The organism is Acetobacter sp. A11-2 (assembly GCF_040208445.1).
Lineage (GTDB): Bacteria > Pseudomonadota > Alphaproteobacteria > Acetobacterales > Acetobacteraceae > Acetobacter > Acetobacter oryzoeni.
This window is the reverse complement of record NZ_CP157843.1, coordinates 2,732,699-2,749,315: the sequence shown is the minus strand read 5'-3', so window position 1 is coordinate 2,749,315 and position 16,617 is coordinate 2,732,699. Positions and strand designations below refer to the sequence as shown.

The 16,617-nt window shown below is 54.2% G+C and carries 11 protein-coding genes; 6 read left to right on the top strand and 5 right to left on the bottom strand.

From position 1 onward, the window contains the following. Positions 1 to 78: 78 nt before the first annotated feature. Together ABNV41_RS13420 and ABNV41_RS13415 are read right to left on the bottom strand one after the other, a co-directional pair. Positions 79 to 1,668, bottom strand: a complete 1,590-nt coding sequence (locus tag ABNV41_RS13420; RefSeq protein ID WP_050818991.1) for a 2-isopropylmalate synthase — start codon at positions 1,666 to 1,668, stop codon at positions 79 to 81. Between the two features lie 295 nt (positions 1,669 to 1,963). After that, positions 1,964 to 3,013 (bottom strand): heme A synthase, encoded by a 1,050-nt coding sequence (locus ABNV41_RS13415; protein ID WP_035362195.1) that lies wholly within the window; start codon positions 3,011 to 3,013, stop codon positions 1,964 to 1,966. 14 nt (positions 3,014 to 3,027) lie between these two features. Between ABNV41_RS13415 and ABNV41_RS13410 the strand changes: the two genes are divergently transcribed. The 6 genes from ABNV41_RS13410 (at position 3,028) to ABNV41_RS13385 (ending at position 12,010) form a co-directional block, all read left to right on the top strand. After that, entirely contained in the window at positions 3,028 to 3,807 is a 780-nt protein-coding gene (locus tag ABNV41_RS13410) for a TVP38/TMEM64 family protein (protein ID WP_050818992.1), read from the top strand. A 160-nt stretch (positions 3,808 to 3,967) separates the two neighbouring features. Beyond that, positions 3,968 to 5,230, top strand: coding sequence for a multidrug effflux MFS transporter (locus tag ABNV41_RS13405; RefSeq protein ID WP_197687377.1), 1,263 nt, complete (start codon positions 3,968 to 3,970; stop codon positions 5,228 to 5,230). A gap of 103 nt (positions 5,231 to 5,333) precedes the next feature. Beyond that, positions 5,334 to 7,577 (top strand): ATP-binding protein, encoded by a 2,244-nt coding sequence (locus ABNV41_RS13400; protein ID WP_050818993.1) that lies wholly within the window; start codon positions 5,334 to 5,336, stop codon positions 7,575 to 7,577. 161 nt (positions 7,578 to 7,738) lie between these two features. Then, positions 7,739 to 8,272 (top strand): adenine phosphoribosyltransferase, encoded by a 534-nt coding sequence (locus ABNV41_RS13395; RefSeq protein WP_050818994.1) that lies wholly within the window; start codon positions 7,739 to 7,741, stop codon positions 8,270 to 8,272. A 144-nt stretch (positions 8,273 to 8,416) separates the two neighbouring features. Continuing rightward, the gene (locus ABNV41_RS13390) at positions 8,417 to 10,651 is read left to right on the top strand and encodes an FUSC family protein (RefSeq protein WP_050818995.1); all 2,235 of its coding nucleotides are present in this window, start codon (positions 8,417 to 8,419) and stop codon (positions 10,649 to 10,651) included. 120 nt (positions 10,652 to 10,771) lie between these two features. Beyond that, complete coding sequence (locus ABNV41_RS13385; RefSeq protein ID WP_050820301.1) at positions 10,772 to 12,010, top strand: glycerate kinase; 1,239 nt, start codon at positions 10,772 to 10,774, stop codon at positions 12,008 to 12,010. Positions 12,011 to 12,016: 6 nt separating this feature from the next. On the opposite strand, the gene ABNV41_RS13380 is transcribed toward ABNV41_RS13385, so the two are convergent. The 3 genes from ABNV41_RS13380 to ABNV41_RS13370 all read right to left on the bottom strand — a co-directional run bounded on the left by ABNV41_RS13380 (position 12,017) and on the right by ABNV41_RS13370 (position 16,487). Next, positions 12,017 to 12,658, bottom strand: a complete 642-nt coding sequence (locus tag ABNV41_RS13380; protein WP_196332604.1) for a uracil-DNA glycosylase family protein — start codon at positions 12,656 to 12,658, stop codon at positions 12,017 to 12,019. A gap of 129 nt (positions 12,659 to 12,787) precedes the next feature. After that, positions 12,788 to 14,206 (bottom strand): cytochrome c, encoded by a 1,419-nt coding sequence (locus ABNV41_RS13375; RefSeq protein ID WP_050818996.1) that lies wholly within the window; start codon positions 14,204 to 14,206, stop codon positions 12,788 to 12,790. 52 nt (positions 14,207 to 14,258) lie between these two features. Further along, positions 14,259 to 16,487 carry a PQQ-dependent dehydrogenase, methanol/ethanol family gene (locus ABNV41_RS13370; protein ID WP_050818997.1) on the bottom strand — a complete coding sequence of 743 codons (2,229 nt, stop codon included), beginning with the start codon at positions 16,485 to 16,487 and terminating at the stop codon, positions 14,259 to 14,261. Positions 16,488 to 16,617 lie beyond the last annotated feature (130 nt).

Here is a 16,617-nt window from a genome sequence, read left to right as displayed (position 1 = left end):
CTTCCGTCAAGAAACTGACATATAATCTCAAGGTAAGGTCTGTCTGCCCGGTTTTGCAGGAGGGTCTGAAAAGTTTTTTCAGACTGTCAGGGCTTCTGGTTCTGTCCGTGCACGTTTAACCAGCAGCTTGTTCAGTGCATGCACATAAGCGCGTACGGCAGAAACAACTGTATCTGCATCTGCACCCTGACCGTCTACCATTTTGCCGGCTTCTTCCAGACGCACGGTTGTGCGGGCCTGTGCATCCGTGCCTTCCGTTACAGCACCTACAGAGAACAGGGCGAGACGCGCTTCATGCGGGAAGGCCTTGCGCAGGGCATTAAACGCAGCATCCACAGGGCCATTGCCTGTGGCTTTGGCTTCAATGGCCTTGCCATCCACGCTCAGTTCCAGATAAACTTCGGAAGGCTGGCCAGAAATGGATTTCAGGCTCAGCGCACCAAAACGGATGCGGTCGTGGTCACGGGCTTCATCATCCACCAGTGCGATGATGTCATCATCGTACACAACCTTTTTACGGTCAGCCAGATCCTTAAAGCGGGTAAAGGCTTCGTTCAGGCGTGTTTCATCCATACCTTCATAACCCAGCACCTTCAGCTTATCGCGGAAGGCAGCGCGCCCGGAATGCTTGCCCATAACCAGGGAAGAACGGCTCCAACCCACGCTTTCGGGGGTCATGATTTCATAAGTGGCGGCGTTTTTCAGCACACCATCCTGATGGATGCCACTTTCATGCGCAAAGGCGTTACGGCCCACAATGGCCTTGTTAGGCTGCACATCAAAGCTGGTGATGGTGGCCAGCATACGAGAAACCTTCAGCAGGCCTTCTGTATGGATGCCGGTCGTGAAGGGGTATTGGTCATGCCGTGTGCGCAGCGCCATCACAATTTCTTCCAGCGCGGCATTTCCTGCACGTTCGCCAATACCATTGATGGTGCATTCCACCTGCCGCGCACCACCACGGATAGAAGCCAGCGTATTGGCAACAGCCAGACCCAGATCATTGTGGTTATGGGCAGAGAAAATCACCTGATCTGCACCCGGCACACGCTGGCGCAGCATGGAAAAGATTTTTTCCATGTCTTCCGGTGTGGCGTAACCAACCGTATCGGGAATGTTGATGGTGGTGGCGCCAGCCTTAATGGCGGCTTCCACGCAGCGGCACAGAAAATCCGGTTCTGTGCGGGAGCCATCTTCAGCAGACCATTCCACATCATCTGTCAGATTGCGGGCTGCGGCATTGCCAGATGTAATCAGTTCCAGAACAGTTTCTGGCTCCATCCGCAGCTTGTATTTCATGTGCAGCGGAGAGGTGGAAATAAAGTTGTGGATACGCTTGCGTTCTGCCGGGGCCAGAGCCTCACCCGCAGCAGCAATATCCTTGGCGCCACCACTACGTGCCAGTGCGCAGATAACGGAACCCTTGGTATTTTTGGCAATTTCGTTAACGGATTCGAAATCACCTTTGGAAGCAACCGGGAAGCCCGCTTCAATCACGTCCACGCCCAGACTGGCCAGCGCTTCCGCCATGCGGAGTTTTTCTGCCAGGTTCATGGAAAAACCGGGAGATTGTTCGCCATCACGCAGGGTGGTGTCAAACACAATCACGCGGTCTGGCGTCATGCGGCCAAAGGACGGATGATTGAAGCTGGTGGTATCAGCAGACATGGAATTCTTCCTGAAAAAGTCTGGTCTGGAACAAGAATAGAGGGGCTGTGCCATATTCTGCCCGTTTATGCACGGGCGCTCTTTTCGTTCTCCCCTGGGCGTGGCAGCGTTGGGCCACCTGGCTCGCTCAGGGGCAGATTAGTCGAAGGAGAAGATCCAGACGGAGGGCCACGCCGCCCGCACCCGCTAATTTGCGGGTCTGCAGGGAATCGGACGTGAACCACTCGGAATTCATGCGCAGCACCATACCGTCCAGTTTTTCAAACGCAACACTAAAACGTTCTTAAAGGCTCTCTCAGGCCACAGCCTTGGTGCCGCGCAGGCAATGCAGCACATACAGCATAACGCCCAGCAACACGGCAGCGAATGTTTGGTGCACAGCACCAGCCCACACAGGCACCACCAACAGCAGGGTGGTTACGCCAAGCGCGTACTGAATAACCACAGCCCATCCCAGCAGAATGAAGGCGTTATGGGCTTTGGACCCCAGATCCGTTGCTTTCAGGCCAACAAGAAGCACAGCGCCAATACTCAGGGCTGTAAGAGTGGCCAGAAGGCGATGGTCAAACTGCACAGCCGCTTTGTTGATGAACCAGTTCATCCAGAAAGGGGAAAGCTGGGCATAATCAGTCGGGATCAGATGCCCATCCATCAGCGGGAAGGTGTTGAACAGGAACCCTGCATGTGTGCCAGCCGTAAACCCACCGGCAATAATGGTGGTGCACAGCAGCACGATGGTGAAGCAAGCCAACCGCTTGGCCAAACGTGCGGCGGAAGATGAGCCATGGCTTTCTGGCGTAGGCCAGCGGATAGAAAATGCCGTCCACAAAATAGCGCCATACAGTAGCAGGGCTGCACTCAAGTGTAGCACCAGACGGACAGGTTCCACCGCCGTGCTGTTGGGACGGAAGCCAGAAGCCACCATAAACCACCCAATGGCACCCTGTAGCGCACCCAGAATAAAAAAGATGAACAAGCGCAGGGCCAGCCGACGCGTAATCATCCCTCTCACAACAAACCAGATCAGGGGCAGCAGAAGCACCAGCCCCATCAGGCGGCCCCAGAAGCGGTGAATCCATTCCGCCCAGAAAATTTTCTGGAACCCTTCCAGCCCAAATCCTTCATGCTGAAGGTGATATTGTGGAATGGTTTGATAAAGCGCGAACAATCTTTCCCATTCAGCGTGGGAAAGGGGCGGGATAAAGCCGCTTACGGGCTGCCAGTCCATAATGGAAAGGCCAGAACCCGTCAGGCGCGTTACGCCGCCAATGGCGATCATGCCCAGCAGCATGAAGCAAAGCAGAAACAGCCAGCCTGAAATGAGCTTGCGATGGGCGGGTGTCATGTCTGTCTGGGGGGATGATGAGGTGGGCATGGCAGCCTTTGGCGCTGTGGGTTAAATTTCTGTATCGGGTTTACAGCCAGCTTGCGGGCTGCTGCAAGAAGATGGTACCGCTAGGCTGGATGGAACAGCATATTCGTCCTCCCTCTCGGTCCTCTGTATCGCTTTTGCGTCCACTGCTCATGCTGCTTGTATTGGTGGTGGGGGCGGTTGGGTTGCGGCATGTGCCAGCTCTTCATACCATGCTGCATGGTACGGATGTACTGCGCCAAGGCGTATGGGGCCGCATGGTGTTTCTATCTGGTGCTGTTTTGTGGTGCGGGTTTGGGCTGCCACGTCAAGTGGCCGGATTTGCCGCCGGATTGGCTTATGGATTGTGGGAAGGCCTTGCACTTATCACCATAGCCTCCACATTGGGGTGCTTGGCCGGGTTTTTCTGGGCCAGATGGGGTGGGCGTGCATGGGCGCGGCAGAAATTGGGGCAACGTTTTGCCCAAATGGACGCATTTCTGACACGTCAGCCGTTTTCTAGTATCCTTACCTTGCGGCTGCTGCCCGTGGGGTCCGCATTACTGCTGAACCTTTTGGGGGGCATTTCAGGTATGGATGTGCTGCCGTTTTTTACAGCAACCCTTTTGGGCGGTATCCCGCAGAACCTTGTTGCCGTTTTGTTGGGGGCAGGGGTTCAGGTAGGTACTTTCTGGCAGTATGCCGCAGGTGGCGCGTTGTTTGTGCTGTCTAGCGCCATTGGGGTGTGGTTATGGCGGCATGCACGTATAGCCCGGCAGGTTTCCTGATCCGTATATGGTCTGGCTGTTTCTGAGGTGTCAGGAACTAAGGGCTCATTCTAACCCTCTTGTAAAATAGTAAGGCGCTGGCCCGCAGAGCTGTTAGCGCTGTTTTTGCCAGACATTTTTCTTTTTCCTTCTGTTTTTGTTTGTTTTTGGAGTGCTGCTTATGGCTTCTCCCTCTGCTGTGCGGGATGCCGGAACGTCTTTTATTGGTGGGCGCATCCCCATGTGGGTACCTGTGCTTTTAGGGTTCCTGACAGCCGTTGGACCTATTTCGACAGATATCTATCTGCCTGCTTTTCCGGCCATGGAGCAGACCTTCCATACAAGTGCGGGCAATGTGCAGTTTACGCTGTCCATCTGGTTTGTGGGGTTGGCTATCGGGCAGATTACGGTTGGCCCTTTATCGGATAGGTTTGGGCGCCGTAGCCCCATGCTTATAGGCAATGCCCTGTATGCCGTGGCTTCTGCCGTATGTGCATTTGCGCCAGATATCACCACGTTTTCCATTGCGCGGTTTGTGGCATCCGTTGGAGCATCGGCCAGTCTGGTTATTCCCACCGCCTGTGTGCGCGATATGGTGCCAGACCGTAATGCCGGGGCACGCATGATGTCTCAGTTGGTCATGGTTATGGGGGTTGTGCCTATTTTGGCCCCCATGCTGGGTGGTCTGGTTGTAGAGTTTGTGTCCTGGCGGATTATCTTTTGGGCTTCTGCGGCCTATGGCGCGATATGCGTGGCGCTTATTCTGTTCGTGCTGCCAGAAACTCTTCCGTATGATCGGCGGGTTGCACTGTCTCCCTTCACGCTTGTGACACGTTACGTCACCCTCATCCGGGATCGGGCCTTTGCCAGCCATGCGCTGATAACGGCTTTTTCCACCTTCATGTCTTTCAGCTATCTTACGGCAGCTCCGTTTGTGTTTGTGCAGCTGTTTCATTTCTCACCGCTGCATTTTTCCATGCTGTTCGGCTTTTTTGCGGTGTTCATGATCGGGGCTTCCCAAGTGAACGGGCTGTTAGTGGGGCGTATTGATTCCGGCAAGCTGCTGATGGGCGCGATCTGCCTTTCCGTTACCGGAGGGGTTCTGCTGGTAGCAGTGAGTTTGTGGAGCGCGTGGTACGCACCTCCGGCATGGCAGCCATATGAGGTGTGGTTGGTTATTGCGGCCATGTTACTGGCCCTTGCGCCTACAGGTATTATTTTCCCCAATGCCATGATGGGGGCTTTAGCAGACCATCCCTCTCTTGCCGGGGCGGCCTCGGCTCTGGCTGGCACGCTGCAATATGTGCTGGGTGCTGTGGCGGGTGTTGTGGTTGGCCAATTTCCGGCTGTGTCTGCAATTCCTATGGCAGGATGCATGTGTTGTGGTGCTATTCTGATGTTCCTGATGGGGCTGCTGCGGCCTAATCGACAGAATGTGAACTAAAAATTGTACAAAAAGCGGTTATGCCCGCTCTGCTCTTGACGGCGACAGGGCTGCGGCCCAGTCCAGATGAAAAGATGGGGTGAGGGAAGGGAGCGTGCATAACATGCCACGGCATCCAGCAAGACGGGCCCACGTTCTGGCGCTTATTGGCGCCGGGCTGCTGATTGTAACTTTTGGTACAATGGGGATTGAGCTGGGCAATGAAATGGCCCGGCATGGTAATCTGGACCGTCAGAGCACCGCGGCAGGCAATTACTTGCGCGGGCTGCACCACGCTACCAGTGATGCCCGTATATGCCATTATGCATGGATGGCCGAACATAAGCCGCAGGATGGCAGTTGTTATGTGCAGGCCATTCAGCAGCTTTCTGATGCACGGCGTGGGTTCGAATCCTTTCGTGTGGTGCAACTGCGTGAAGGCGGTGGCCGCGTAGAACCACTGCAAAGCGTGTGGCAGCAGCTTGAAACCATAAGTGCATGGCCCCATTCACCAGAGGGCACGCCCGCCGGAGGGGCGCAACTTCTGGCGGATCTGGATCAGAACCTTTCCATTCTCAGCCGGGCCAGCACGCTTGATCAGGCAGACCGTGTTGCCAATATGCTGCGCAACACAAGCTGGCAGCGCCGTTTGGCGTTGCTGGGGATTCTGACAGGTGTTTTCAGCCTTGTTTCAGCAGGTTGGGTGCTGGATCGTTCTTCCTTGGCAGCAGCACGGGCCGAGGCTTCATCGCGTGATCTGGCTTTGCGTTTGCGGGCAACGCTGGACAGTTTGAGCCTTGGCGTGGCCGTATTTGGTGCCGATGGCCACTTATGGCACTGGAACGAACAATTGGCTGTGGCGCTGGGTTTGGAAAAGAGTTTTTTCAAACCTGGCCTGTCTTACAATGATTTAAGCGCAGTGCTGGTGGTAGATGGTGTGCCGCTGCTTGAGCCATTGGAGCATGTGGAAACCAGCTTGGCCAAAGGGCAGCCCGCACCGCCTGTAGTGGTGGAATGCAAGGGCATTAATGGCGCAGATCTGGAACTGTGCCGCACATTGTTTTTTGCTCCAGATGGAGCAGCAGAACGGCGTGGCTTTGTGCTGACAGCCGCAGATATCACCATGCGTTTGCGTAGTGAGCGCGCATTGGGTGAGGCGCAAAAGCTGCGCGCGCTGGGGCAGTTTACCGCAGGCATTGCCCACGATTTCAAAAACCTTCTGACCGTTATCTTGGGAAATCTGGAGCTTGCAGCAGAGCATGATTTGCCAGATCAGGTGGAGCAGCGGCAGGAATATCTGTCTGCCGCAACACATGCGGGGCATAGGTCTGAAGCTCTTACAAGCCAGCTTCTTTCCTTTATGCGCAGGCAGCAAACTGGCGTGCCAGACTGCTTTGATCTGGCCGATCTGTTTTCCCTGCTCGATGGGCTGTTGGCGCGCGTGATTGGCCCCAGAATTGTGGTGGAATGTGCAGATGTTTCGGGCGTATGGCCCGTGCGGGCAGACCCGGCACAGCTTGAAAGTGCGGTGCTTAATCTGGCTATTAATGCGCGGGATGCCATGCCTTCTGGTGGTCGGCTGCGCATTGCCGCCCGGAATGTGACATTCTCCGTGAACGCAGATCTGATGAGCCTGCCCGTTGAGGAAGGCCGCAACATGCGCGTGGTGTCCGATCCGACTCCGCTTCCTGCCGGGGATTGGGTGCGGCTGGACGTGATTGATAGCGGCAGCGGTATGACACGTGAGGTGTTGGACCATCTGTTTGAACCGTTTTTTACCACCAAGCGAGAGGGTGCAGGAACAGGGCTTGGCATGGCCATGGTTCTGGCTTTTTCTCAACAGGTGAAGGGGCGCGTTGTGGTGGCAACTGGCAGTGGGAGTGGAACGGAGGTTTCCTTGTGGTTGCCCAAGGCGACAGCTCTTTCCGCCGCGCAGGTTTTGCAGCCGACAGCGCTGCCTAAAATAAGCAAACCAGCGCCATCACAGGCTTTGCAGGTGCTGGTGGTGGAAGATGACGCAGCTATTCGCGATATTGTCGTGACTATTCTGAGCATGGCGGGCCACCGCGTGTTGGAGGCAGGCGATGGTGAACAGGCGTTTGATGTGGCTGCGGCTGCGGAAGGGCCTCTTGATCTGCTGGTAACGGATATCCAGCTTCCCGGCCCGTTGGATGGTTTAACCCTTTCACGCGTGTTGGTGGAACGGTATCCTGAACTGGCTGTGGTTTATATGTCAGGGGATCTCACAGCGGATTCCAAACTGCCAGAAGGTGGTGTGGCAAACGCGCGGCTATTGGCCAAACCCTTCCGCCGGGATGGCTTGATGGAAATGGTCACAGCAGCACTGAGTGCACGTACCGGGGCATAAGCAGACCATAAGGGAAAAGCCGCCATACCTTGCAGAACCGGCGCATGCAGGATAGAGCGGGCGCCGGATTGCCCGAACGTGTTCTTCTTTTTGGCAGGATACAAGGCAGAAGTAACAGAGGGTCAGCCTTGGGCTGGCACGCAGGAAGGATTATTAAGGCCATGACGGCACATGAGGAAATCGACCTCAAGCGCTTTATCCGGCACGTTCCCGATTTTCCTAAACCGGGCATTCTATTTTACGATATTTCCACTCTTATGCGGAATCCAGATGCGTGGCAGCTGGCCATGGGGCGTTTGGCGCGGCAGGTAGCGCCACTTAAGCCAGACTTGCTTGCAGCCGTTGAATCCCGCGGGTTTTTAACAGCTGCACCGCTGGCGGATCGCTTGGGATGTGGGCTGCTGATGCTGCGTAAGTGTGGCAAGCTGCCGGGTGCAACCATTTCTCACACCTATGATCTGGAATACGGCAGCGATACGCTGGAAATTCAGGCAGACGCCATTCAGCCCGGCCAGCGCGTTGTGGTTATGGATGATCTGCTGGCAACCGGTGGCACCTTGGCCGCTTCTGTAGCACTGCTGCGCAAGGCAGGAGCCAACGTGGTAGGCGCTTCTGTTATGGTAGAGCTAACCAGCCTGGGTGGCCGTAATAAAGTGGATGCACCAGTTTCCACTTTATTAACTTACGAAGAATAAGCACTTTTCAATATTCATATGTTCTGTTTGCACATCTGGGTGCAGAACAGAACATATGAGGTGTGAATACGCTTTTCTGCCATGTTGGGGTAAGAGAAGATGTATGGCACGTTGTTTCCCCATTAGCACCTCAGGTTTGGCCGCGTGAAAAGCATGACGCTTTCCTTGGGGCAGCTTTGGCGGTCGGTCTCTATTATTGTCCGGCAGGCGCTTGTTGGTGGCGGTCCACCACGCAAGCTTGACCACTTGCGCTGGCTGTTTGCGCCCAATCTGCTTTCTTTTGGGTATGCGCTTCGCACCACCATTTCATCCTTAATCGCTCTTGGCATTGCCTTGTGGTGGGAATTGGGGAGCCCGCAATGGGCTGCTCTTACCGTATGGATGGTGGCGCAGGGCACGCGTGGTAAATCCATTGCCAAGGCGCGCTGGCATATGTTCGGCATGGTGGTGGGCACAATATGCGCCATCGTGCTGGTGGCCAGTATGCCGCAATCACCACTGCTCTATATCTTTTTTGTGGCTGTAGGGATTGGCACTTTCTGTTTTATAGGCACGTTGTTGCCCGGGCCCGCGGCTATGACCAATTACCGTATCCATGGTATGCGGGCATCGGGTTTTACATACGTTATTATTGCGCTGGACGGCATAGTAGCGCCCGATCATATTTTTCAGATCGCAATGGCGCGTGCCACCTACATTACGCTTGGTATTGTGGTGGAAACCACAATTTCTTCCCTATTTCAGTATCAGTTGGGGCTGCGGGCCAGAACACGTCTGGCAACCAACTTTGTGCAGGCCCTTAAAGGCGCGGTGCCCGCCATTTTGCGCTTGTTGCAGGGCGATAGGCGCGCAGTGGCAAATTCGCCCGGTGTCTTCTCCACTCTTATCGCACTGAGCGATCAGGTCGAGTTTGCTGAAATTGAAATGGGGAAGCACCAGCACGAGGGTGACCACGCCCGAGCTGCTCTGGCAGCCATTACAGTGTTGCTGTCACGCGGGTTGGATTTGGGCGCGCTGCTGGAAGTGCCGCATAGTCAGGGGGCGGAGTATCAGGATACAGCCCGGCAGGTGAGCACTTTTTTGCAGGCTCTGCCAGACAGGCTGGATAATGATCAGCCTATTGAGCCGGTTTTACGGGATCTCACGTCTTTACGGGCAACCTGCCGACAACTGGCCGCGAGTTGTCTGGAAAAAGAAATGGAAGCCGCCACGCATCCCCCAATGGATGTGAATCAGGAGGAAGTGCTCACCCGGCAAGGGCAACTGTTGCATAAGCTGGATACCATGCTGGAAGAATTGTATCTGGCCATTGAACAGTTTGAAATGAGCCGCAATCCGCAACCGCATGATCACTTCCGCTACCCCATGAAGTCTTACCGAGACTGGCGGATGGCGTTTACCAATAGCTTGCGGGCTTCCGTCACCATCTTTCTGGCTGGTGTTATATGGATTACCACCGCGTGGCCTGATGGCCTTACATTTATTATGTTTGTGGGCATTGTGTGTGCGCTGTTCTCTACTTTGGAGCAGCCTGCTCTTGCCACACAGGCGTTCCTGCATGGCACTGTATGTGTCATTGGCATGAGCGCACTGCTTGATCTGTGGGTAATGGCCCAGCCGACCATTTATGAAATGATGGCCATGTGTCTGGCTGTGCCCATGTTGATTGGTGGGTTAGCCTTTGCATGGCCTCCGTTAGTGCTTGCGGCTGTGGCCTATAATCTGTTTCTGCCTATTCTGGTGGGGCCAATCAATCAGGGCCGGATGGATGAAATCATGTATTTCAACACCGCCATGCCGCTCTTGTTGGCTATGATGTTCTGCATGTGGATGTACCGCGTGTTTCTGCCGTATGATCCAGATGGTTTGCGGTGGGATATGCGTGTGAACATTCTGCGTGGCTTGCGCCGTTTGGCAGGGCAGCGCAGACCACCTGCGGTAACGGAAATTATCGGGCGCAGTGTAGATGGTTTTGTGCGCCTTTCCACCATGGCAACGGATGATGGAAATACCTATGTCTTGGAACGGTATTTAAGCGGCGTGCTATCTAGCATGACCATAGCATTGAACGTGCTGCGGTTACGTACCGTTCTGGCCAAGAATATTCTGCCGCCAGAAGCACAAAAGGCCGTAGAAGTTATGATGGAACGCATGCAGCGTTTTACAGGCCGATATGGCGGACAATATGGTCGGACTGCGCGCGCAACACATATAGCTGTAGAGTATTTGTTAAATTGCGAAGAAACCGAAGCAAATCTTTCAGTTCGTGAAGAAATGTTGCGGGCATTGGCCAGCCTGCGCGTGATAGAAACAGAATTGGCAGAGAACCGAGCGTTCTTTGATGCGTCTTCTCCATATCTGGATAAAGCATTTACCTAAACCAGATGGGCCATAAACAGGTTCTGATATTAGGGTAAAGCATTGCAGGAGAATGTTTCATTGGCGCAGTCAGACATCAAAATAGAACAGGATGAGCAAGCCCGTATCCTGTTGCGCAGCATGTTTGATGCAGCGGTTGCTGCAGCAGATCCATTTAAGGTGTTGGCAGAATATTTGCCGGAAAAACCCAAAGGCCGCTGCATTGTTGTGGGGGCGGGCAAGGCCTCTGCCGCTATGGCGGCCGCGCTGGAAGCTGCGTGGCCAGATGTGCCTTTGCAGGGTGTTGTGGTTACGCGGGATGAGCATGCTGTTCCAACGCGCCATATTACAATTCTGGAAGCGTCACATCCCGTGCCAGATGCGCGGAGCGAACAGGCGGCGCATGATATCTTGCGGGCCGTTCAAGGGTTGGGATCAGATGATCTTGTTATTGCCCTGATTTCAGGCGGAGGGTCTGCGCTACTGGCTTTGCCGGTAGAGGGCATCACTCTGGCAGAAAAGCAGAATATTGGCCGCCAGCTTTTACATTCTGGCGCGGCAATTTCTGAAATGAATACAGTGCGTAAGCATTTATCAGCTATTAAAGGTGGCAAGCTGGCTTTGGCAGCCGCACCTGCGCAAGTGGTGACACTTGTGATTAGTGATGTACCCGGAGATGACCCGGCAATTATTGCCAGTGGCCCTACCGTGCCAGATGCCACAACACCTCAAGATGCTTTGCGTATTCTTGATAAATACAATTTAGACGTGCCTGAATCTGTTCGTCATGTTCTGGAGAAAAATACCACTGCATTTTCTGCTCAGCATTCTGTCAACGCAGACAATCGGGTTGAAATGATAGCAACCCCTTTTATGGCACTACAGGCAGCAGCAGAGGTGGCGCGCAAAGCAGGCGTTACTCCTTTGATTTTAGGAGATGCCCTGGAGGGGGAAAGCTGCGTCATGGGTGTGATGATGAGTGGTATTGCGCGTTCTGTTCAGGCGCATGCTGTGCCTGTGCGTGCTCCGGCTGTTTTGCTGAGCGGCGGGGAAACAACCGTGAGTATTCGTGCAGGTACAAAACCAGGAAAGGGCGGGCGTAATACGGAGTTTCTGCTTTCCTGTGCCGTCGCTTTACATGGGCAGGCAGGTATATGGGGTTTGGCAGGGGATACTGATGGCATTGATGGTACAGAAGATGCTGCAGGCGCCATATTTACCCCGGATACATTGGAACGCGGCTTGCAAAACAATGTAGCGGCCGAGGATTTTCTGGCACGGCATGATAGTTACAGCTTTTTTGAGAAATTGGATGACCTTGTCAAAACAGGTCCAACGTTAACGAATGTGAATGACGTGCGCCTGCTTTTGGTGCTCTAGCTCTGTTTAATCAGCCAGTGCCCGAGCCACTTCGCGCCGAAGAGCTGGAATGATTTTTTCCTGAAACATGGGGGTTTTACGCTCCCATGCTCCGGTGCGCCATGATGGGTGCGGCAAGGGAAAATATTGCGGGAGAAAATCCTGAAAATGCTCTGTCCGCTCATATACTTTGCCTTTTCCCAAAACGTAATTCTGAGCGTAGGATCCAACCAAAAGGGTTAGGCGCAGGTTTGGTAGTAAAGCCAGAATACGTTCGCGCCATAAGCTGGCACATTCCGGTGGCGGTGGACGATCGCCCCCCTTAGGCAACACGCCCGGATAACAAAGCGCCATAGGTAAAATGGCTACGCGGTTGGAATCATAAAAAATGTCTCGGCTCATACCAAGCCAACCTCGTAGGCGATCTCCCGAAGCATCGTTAAAAGAAACCCCGGTTTCATGTACGCGTGTGCCCGGTGCCTGTCCGGCAATAAGTAAACGTGCATGGGGGGAAACATGCAAAACGGGCCGTGGGCCTAATGGTAGCTTATGTGCACAAGCCGTACACTGTCTGATTTCCTGCACCAAACAGTTCAGTTGTGTTTCCACATCACTGCTTTCTGCAGAATGTGGTGTGTACAATTTCAATTTTGTCTGGGTCTGACTCATGTTGTTCAAACATGTGGGGATGATCTGCTCACTCACAATGCAAACAACATAAAAAAAGCGCTGTAGTGTTACCACTACAGCGCTTTTTAACCAGCCCGATGAAAGAGGCCAGTTATTTAGGCAGAAGCTTTACTGTGCTTCATCCACACCAGCATGTGTCTGCGGTGCGAAGGTCCAGCCAGCGCCGTAAGGCTGCGGCATGAAGAGGCCCCATGTAGCGGATTCTTCAGTTGCATTAGCCCAACCCGGTGTTGGCAGCGGCGTATGATCCAGACGGAGTTTCTGGATATCTGCTGCTGTTGTGTTAGCCGGTGCGCGGTTACCCCATGCAGAACGGATGAAGTTTACAACATCTGCAATCTGCTGGTCAGACAGGATGTTTTTGTAATCCGGCATGGCCACGGCAGAAGGTGCCCAGTTGGTAGGAGGCAGAACGCCACCATCAACTACAATGTGAGCAACAGATGTCGGGTTATCGGAAACAACAACCGGGTTACCAGCCAGCGGCGGGAACATACGGGCTACACCACCACCATCGTTACGATGGCAGATTGCGCACTGATCCACATATGTTTTTGCACCAGCATTGCCGGAGATGTTGTTGGAATCCAGCATCTGAGCCGTAGAAGCATCGTAGCTGTAATCACCACGTGCAGGCGGAACCGGCGGCAGGGATTTAATGTATTTCACCATGGCGTGCAGATCTGCATCGGTGAAGTACTGGGTGCTCCAGCCAACCACGTCTGCCATGCCACCAAAGGCCGCGGAGTGATCGGTACGACCGGATTTCAGGAACAGGAACAGGTCTTCATCAGACCAGCGGCCAAGGCCCAGAACCGGATCGTTACGCAGGCTTGGGGCAATCCAGTTGTCGATTACGCCACCGCCGCCAAGGAAGTCTGGCCCGCCAGATGCATCCAGAGCTTTTTCCTGCATACCAAAGCCGCGCGGTGTATGGCACGCACCACAGTGGCCAGGGCCGGTTACAAGGTATTCACCACGTGCAATTTCAGCATCCGTGCCGGGAGCCGGTGTGAAGTCCTTAGGAGCCGGAGCAAATACAGAGCGCCAGATAGACAGCGGCCAACGCATGGACATTGGCCAAGAAATATCAGTTGGATGATTTTTCTGAGCAATCGGCTGCACGCCATGCATGAAGTATGCGTACAGAGCCTTCATGTCATCCTGCGTCATACGGGCGAAGGATGGGTAGGGCATTGCCGGATACAGCGTAGCACCATCCTTACGCACGCCATGGCGCACGGCTTCATCAAACTCTTTAAATGTGTAGGTGCCAATCCCGTACGTGGGGTCTGGCGTGATGTTGGTGGAGTAAATTGTGCCGATGGGGGTCTTGATAGAAAGACCACCAGCATATTTCTGACCGTTCAGGGATGTGTGGCAAGCCACACAGTCCCCTAGGCGCGCAACATACTCGCCCTTCTTGATCAGATCTTCATCAGCGTTCTGTGCATGCGCCAGGGACGTTCCCGCAAGAAGCCCGACAGCGACTGCCCCCAGGGCAGCTTTTAGCCTGTTAATCATCATTTTTACCACTTATCGCCTGTGTGCTGAATGACGTCGTAACTCTGCCTAGGCATTAGGGGTTAATGCCAAGTGTCGGGTTTTCGGGAATATTCTTGTCATTCTTCCGAGCATCCACTTCACGCTGATACGTGTCGTTTGCCCGTTTGATCAGATACTGACGGATAGCTTCAATTTCATCCGGCGTCATGCTGGTGTCAAAGCGATCCATCCCGTAAGCCGTCAGCGCACCGCGACCAACCACATTGTAGAAGGCATCCTGGTGGCGGATAGCACCGGCCCAACGCAGATCAGGCAGCATGCCTGCACCTTCGCCGTTATCACCATGACAGGTCTGGCAGTAGGTCTGATACTGGAAGTAACCGTTATCAACGACCTTCTGGTCATACTGTGCAGGTGGTTTTACGGGCAGGAAGCCGCGGTTGTTCAGAGCTGGCAGCTTGGCTTTGCCATCCAGAGAGAACGCAGCGATGTAGGAGTGGTTAACTGTCCAGCCAGAAGTACGGCCCACACCACCCATGGAAATGGGGTAGATGCCGCCCCAGCCCACTTCAACAGCAACATACTGCTTGCCGTTGACGCTATAGGTCATAGGCGGAGCGATAATGCCGCTCTGTGCGTCAAACTTGTAAAGATCACTACCGTTCGTGGCGTCATAGGCGTGGAATTCACCATTGGCCAAGCCCTGGAACAGAAGATCACCGCCGGTTGCCAGAACGCCGCCGTTCCACGGACCTTTGTGGTCAATTTTCCAGACGGTTTCCATCTTGACCGGATCCCATGCTAGCAGCCAGCCGTGCAGATCCTTGATGTAGGCTGTACGGGCTTCTGGGGTATCAGGCAGACCGTTCTTGGTCATATCCAGACCAACGTTCCAGGAATCCGGGTGAGGCTTAAAGCCACCAACCTGGTTTTTATAACCGAACGGAATCTGGTGAGCCGGGATATAGACCAGGTGCGTTTTGGGGCTGTAGGCCATAGCCATAAAGTTATGCGCACCCAGTGGGCCGGGGATACCGTACCAGAACTTGCCGTTCAGGGTGTACAGACCATCTGGATTGTAGATCGGGCGACCTGTCAGAGGATCCAGACCATTAGCCCAGTTCTGGTAAACGTAGTTTTTGCCGGACAGGAACTCACCGGTCTTGGCATCCAGAACGTAGAAGAAGCCGTTTTTAGGTGCATGCACGATCACGTGGCGCATTTCGCCATTCACTGGCATATCCAGTGTCATGATCTGCTGAACCGAGGTGTAATCCCACTGATCCATCGGAGTTGCCTGGAAGTGCCAGACATATTCACCGGTTTCAGGCTTCAGTGCGACAATGCTACCCAGGAACAGGTTGGAGCCAATGCCTTCGGAACGATACTTATAGTTCCAGGGGGACCCGTTACCAACAGCCAGATAGATCAGATCACTGACCGGATCATAAACCAGAGAATCCCATACGGTGCCGCCGCCACCCTGGCGTACCCAAGCGCCTTTGGGACCCCAGGTTTTGTAGGCTTTGTTCATCAGAATATTATCTGATGCAGCGTGGTCAGGTTCGTTCTTGTTGTTCGGAACGGTGTAGAAGCGCCATTTCAGCTTGCCGGTTTCGGCATCAAATGCAGAAACAAAGCCACGGGCACCAAACTCGGCACCACCGTTACCAATCAGCACCAGGCCTTTTGCTACGCGTACCGCGCCATCCACTGTGTAGGAGCGCTGCTTGCCCAGAGAGGCATCGGCTGGGATGGTGTTAACTTCCCAAACCTTTTTACCGGTTTTTGCATCGGCAGCAACCAGACGGCCATCAAATGTGCCCCAGAAAACCTTGCCGTTCCAATAGCCTGCACCACGGTTAACCGTATCACAGCAGCCTTTGTCAGCAATGTTGCCTGGCACTTTGGGGTCATACTGCCAAAGCAGCTTACCTGTGGCAGCGTCCAGCGCTTCCATTTTGGACCAGTTGGTTGTGGCATACATAATGCCATCTACAACCAGCGGGGTTGCTTCCTGACCGCGGTTGGTATCCAGCGTGTAGTACCAAGCCAACTTAAGATCACCCACGTTGGAGCGGTTGATCTGATCAAGCGGGCTATAGCGCTGTTCGCTGTAGGTGCGACCATAAGAAAGCCAGTTTTCGGGGTGATCATCTGCATGGATGATCGCTTCCCCCGTATTACCCTGACCGTCAGCGCGGGCAGGGACTGCCGCGTAAGGCAAAGCAGCGGCACAGATTGTTCCGGCCGCGAGAATTCCTAGCAGTGAACGTCTCTTGGCGGAGGCGGGGCGGGTCATGCGTTCATGTCCTCGACTATTATATACGGTGAGGAAAAAGATAGCCGGCAGGCCGGTTTCTCACACAACAGCCAAGGGGAACGCTGTCTGTCAATCACGGGGAAGGAATAGCAGCTTCCATTCTGCGGGA

What these genes read in the sequence shown, in the direction of transcription:
- ABNV41_RS13370 (WP_050818997.1), bottom strand. Translation starts at nt 16,487, where the DNA reads ATGACCCGCCCCGCCTCCGCCAAGAGACGTTCACTGCTAGGAATTCTC.
- ABNV41_RS13400 (WP_050818993.1), top strand. Translation starts at nt 5,334, where the DNA reads ATGCCACGGCATCCAGCAAGACGGGCCCACGTTCTGGCGCTTATTGGC.
- ABNV41_RS13380 (WP_196332604.1), bottom strand. Translation starts at nt 12,658, where the DNA reads ATGAGTCAGACCCAGACAAAATTGAAATTGTACACACCACATTCTGCA.
- ABNV41_RS13375 (WP_050818996.1), bottom strand. Translation starts at nt 14,206, where the DNA reads ATGATGATTAACAGGCTAAAAGCTGCCCTGGGGGCAGTCGCTGTCGGG.
- ABNV41_RS13385 (WP_050820301.1), top strand. Translation starts at nt 10,772, where the DNA reads ATGTTTGATGCAGCGGTTGCTGCAGCAGATCCATTTAAGGTGTTGGCA.
- ABNV41_RS13420 (WP_050818991.1), bottom strand. Translation starts at nt 1,668, where the DNA reads ATGTCTGCTGATACCACCAGCTTCAATCATCCGTCCTTTGGCCGCATG.
- ABNV41_RS13410 (WP_050818992.1), top strand. Translation starts at nt 3,028, where the DNA reads ATGATGAGGTGGGCATGGCAGCCTTTGGCGCTGTGGGTTAAATTTCTG.
- ABNV41_RS13395 (WP_050818994.1), top strand. Translation starts at nt 7,739, where the DNA reads ATGACGGCACATGAGGAAATCGACCTCAAGCGCTTTATCCGGCACGTT.
- ABNV41_RS13405 (WP_197687377.1), top strand. Translation starts at nt 3,968, where the DNA reads ATGGCTTCTCCCTCTGCTGTGCGGGATGCCGGAACGTCTTTTATTGGT.
- ABNV41_RS13415 (WP_035362195.1), bottom strand. Translation starts at nt 3,013, where the DNA reads ATGACACCCGCCCATCGCAAGCTCATTTCAGGCTGGCTGTTTCTGCTT.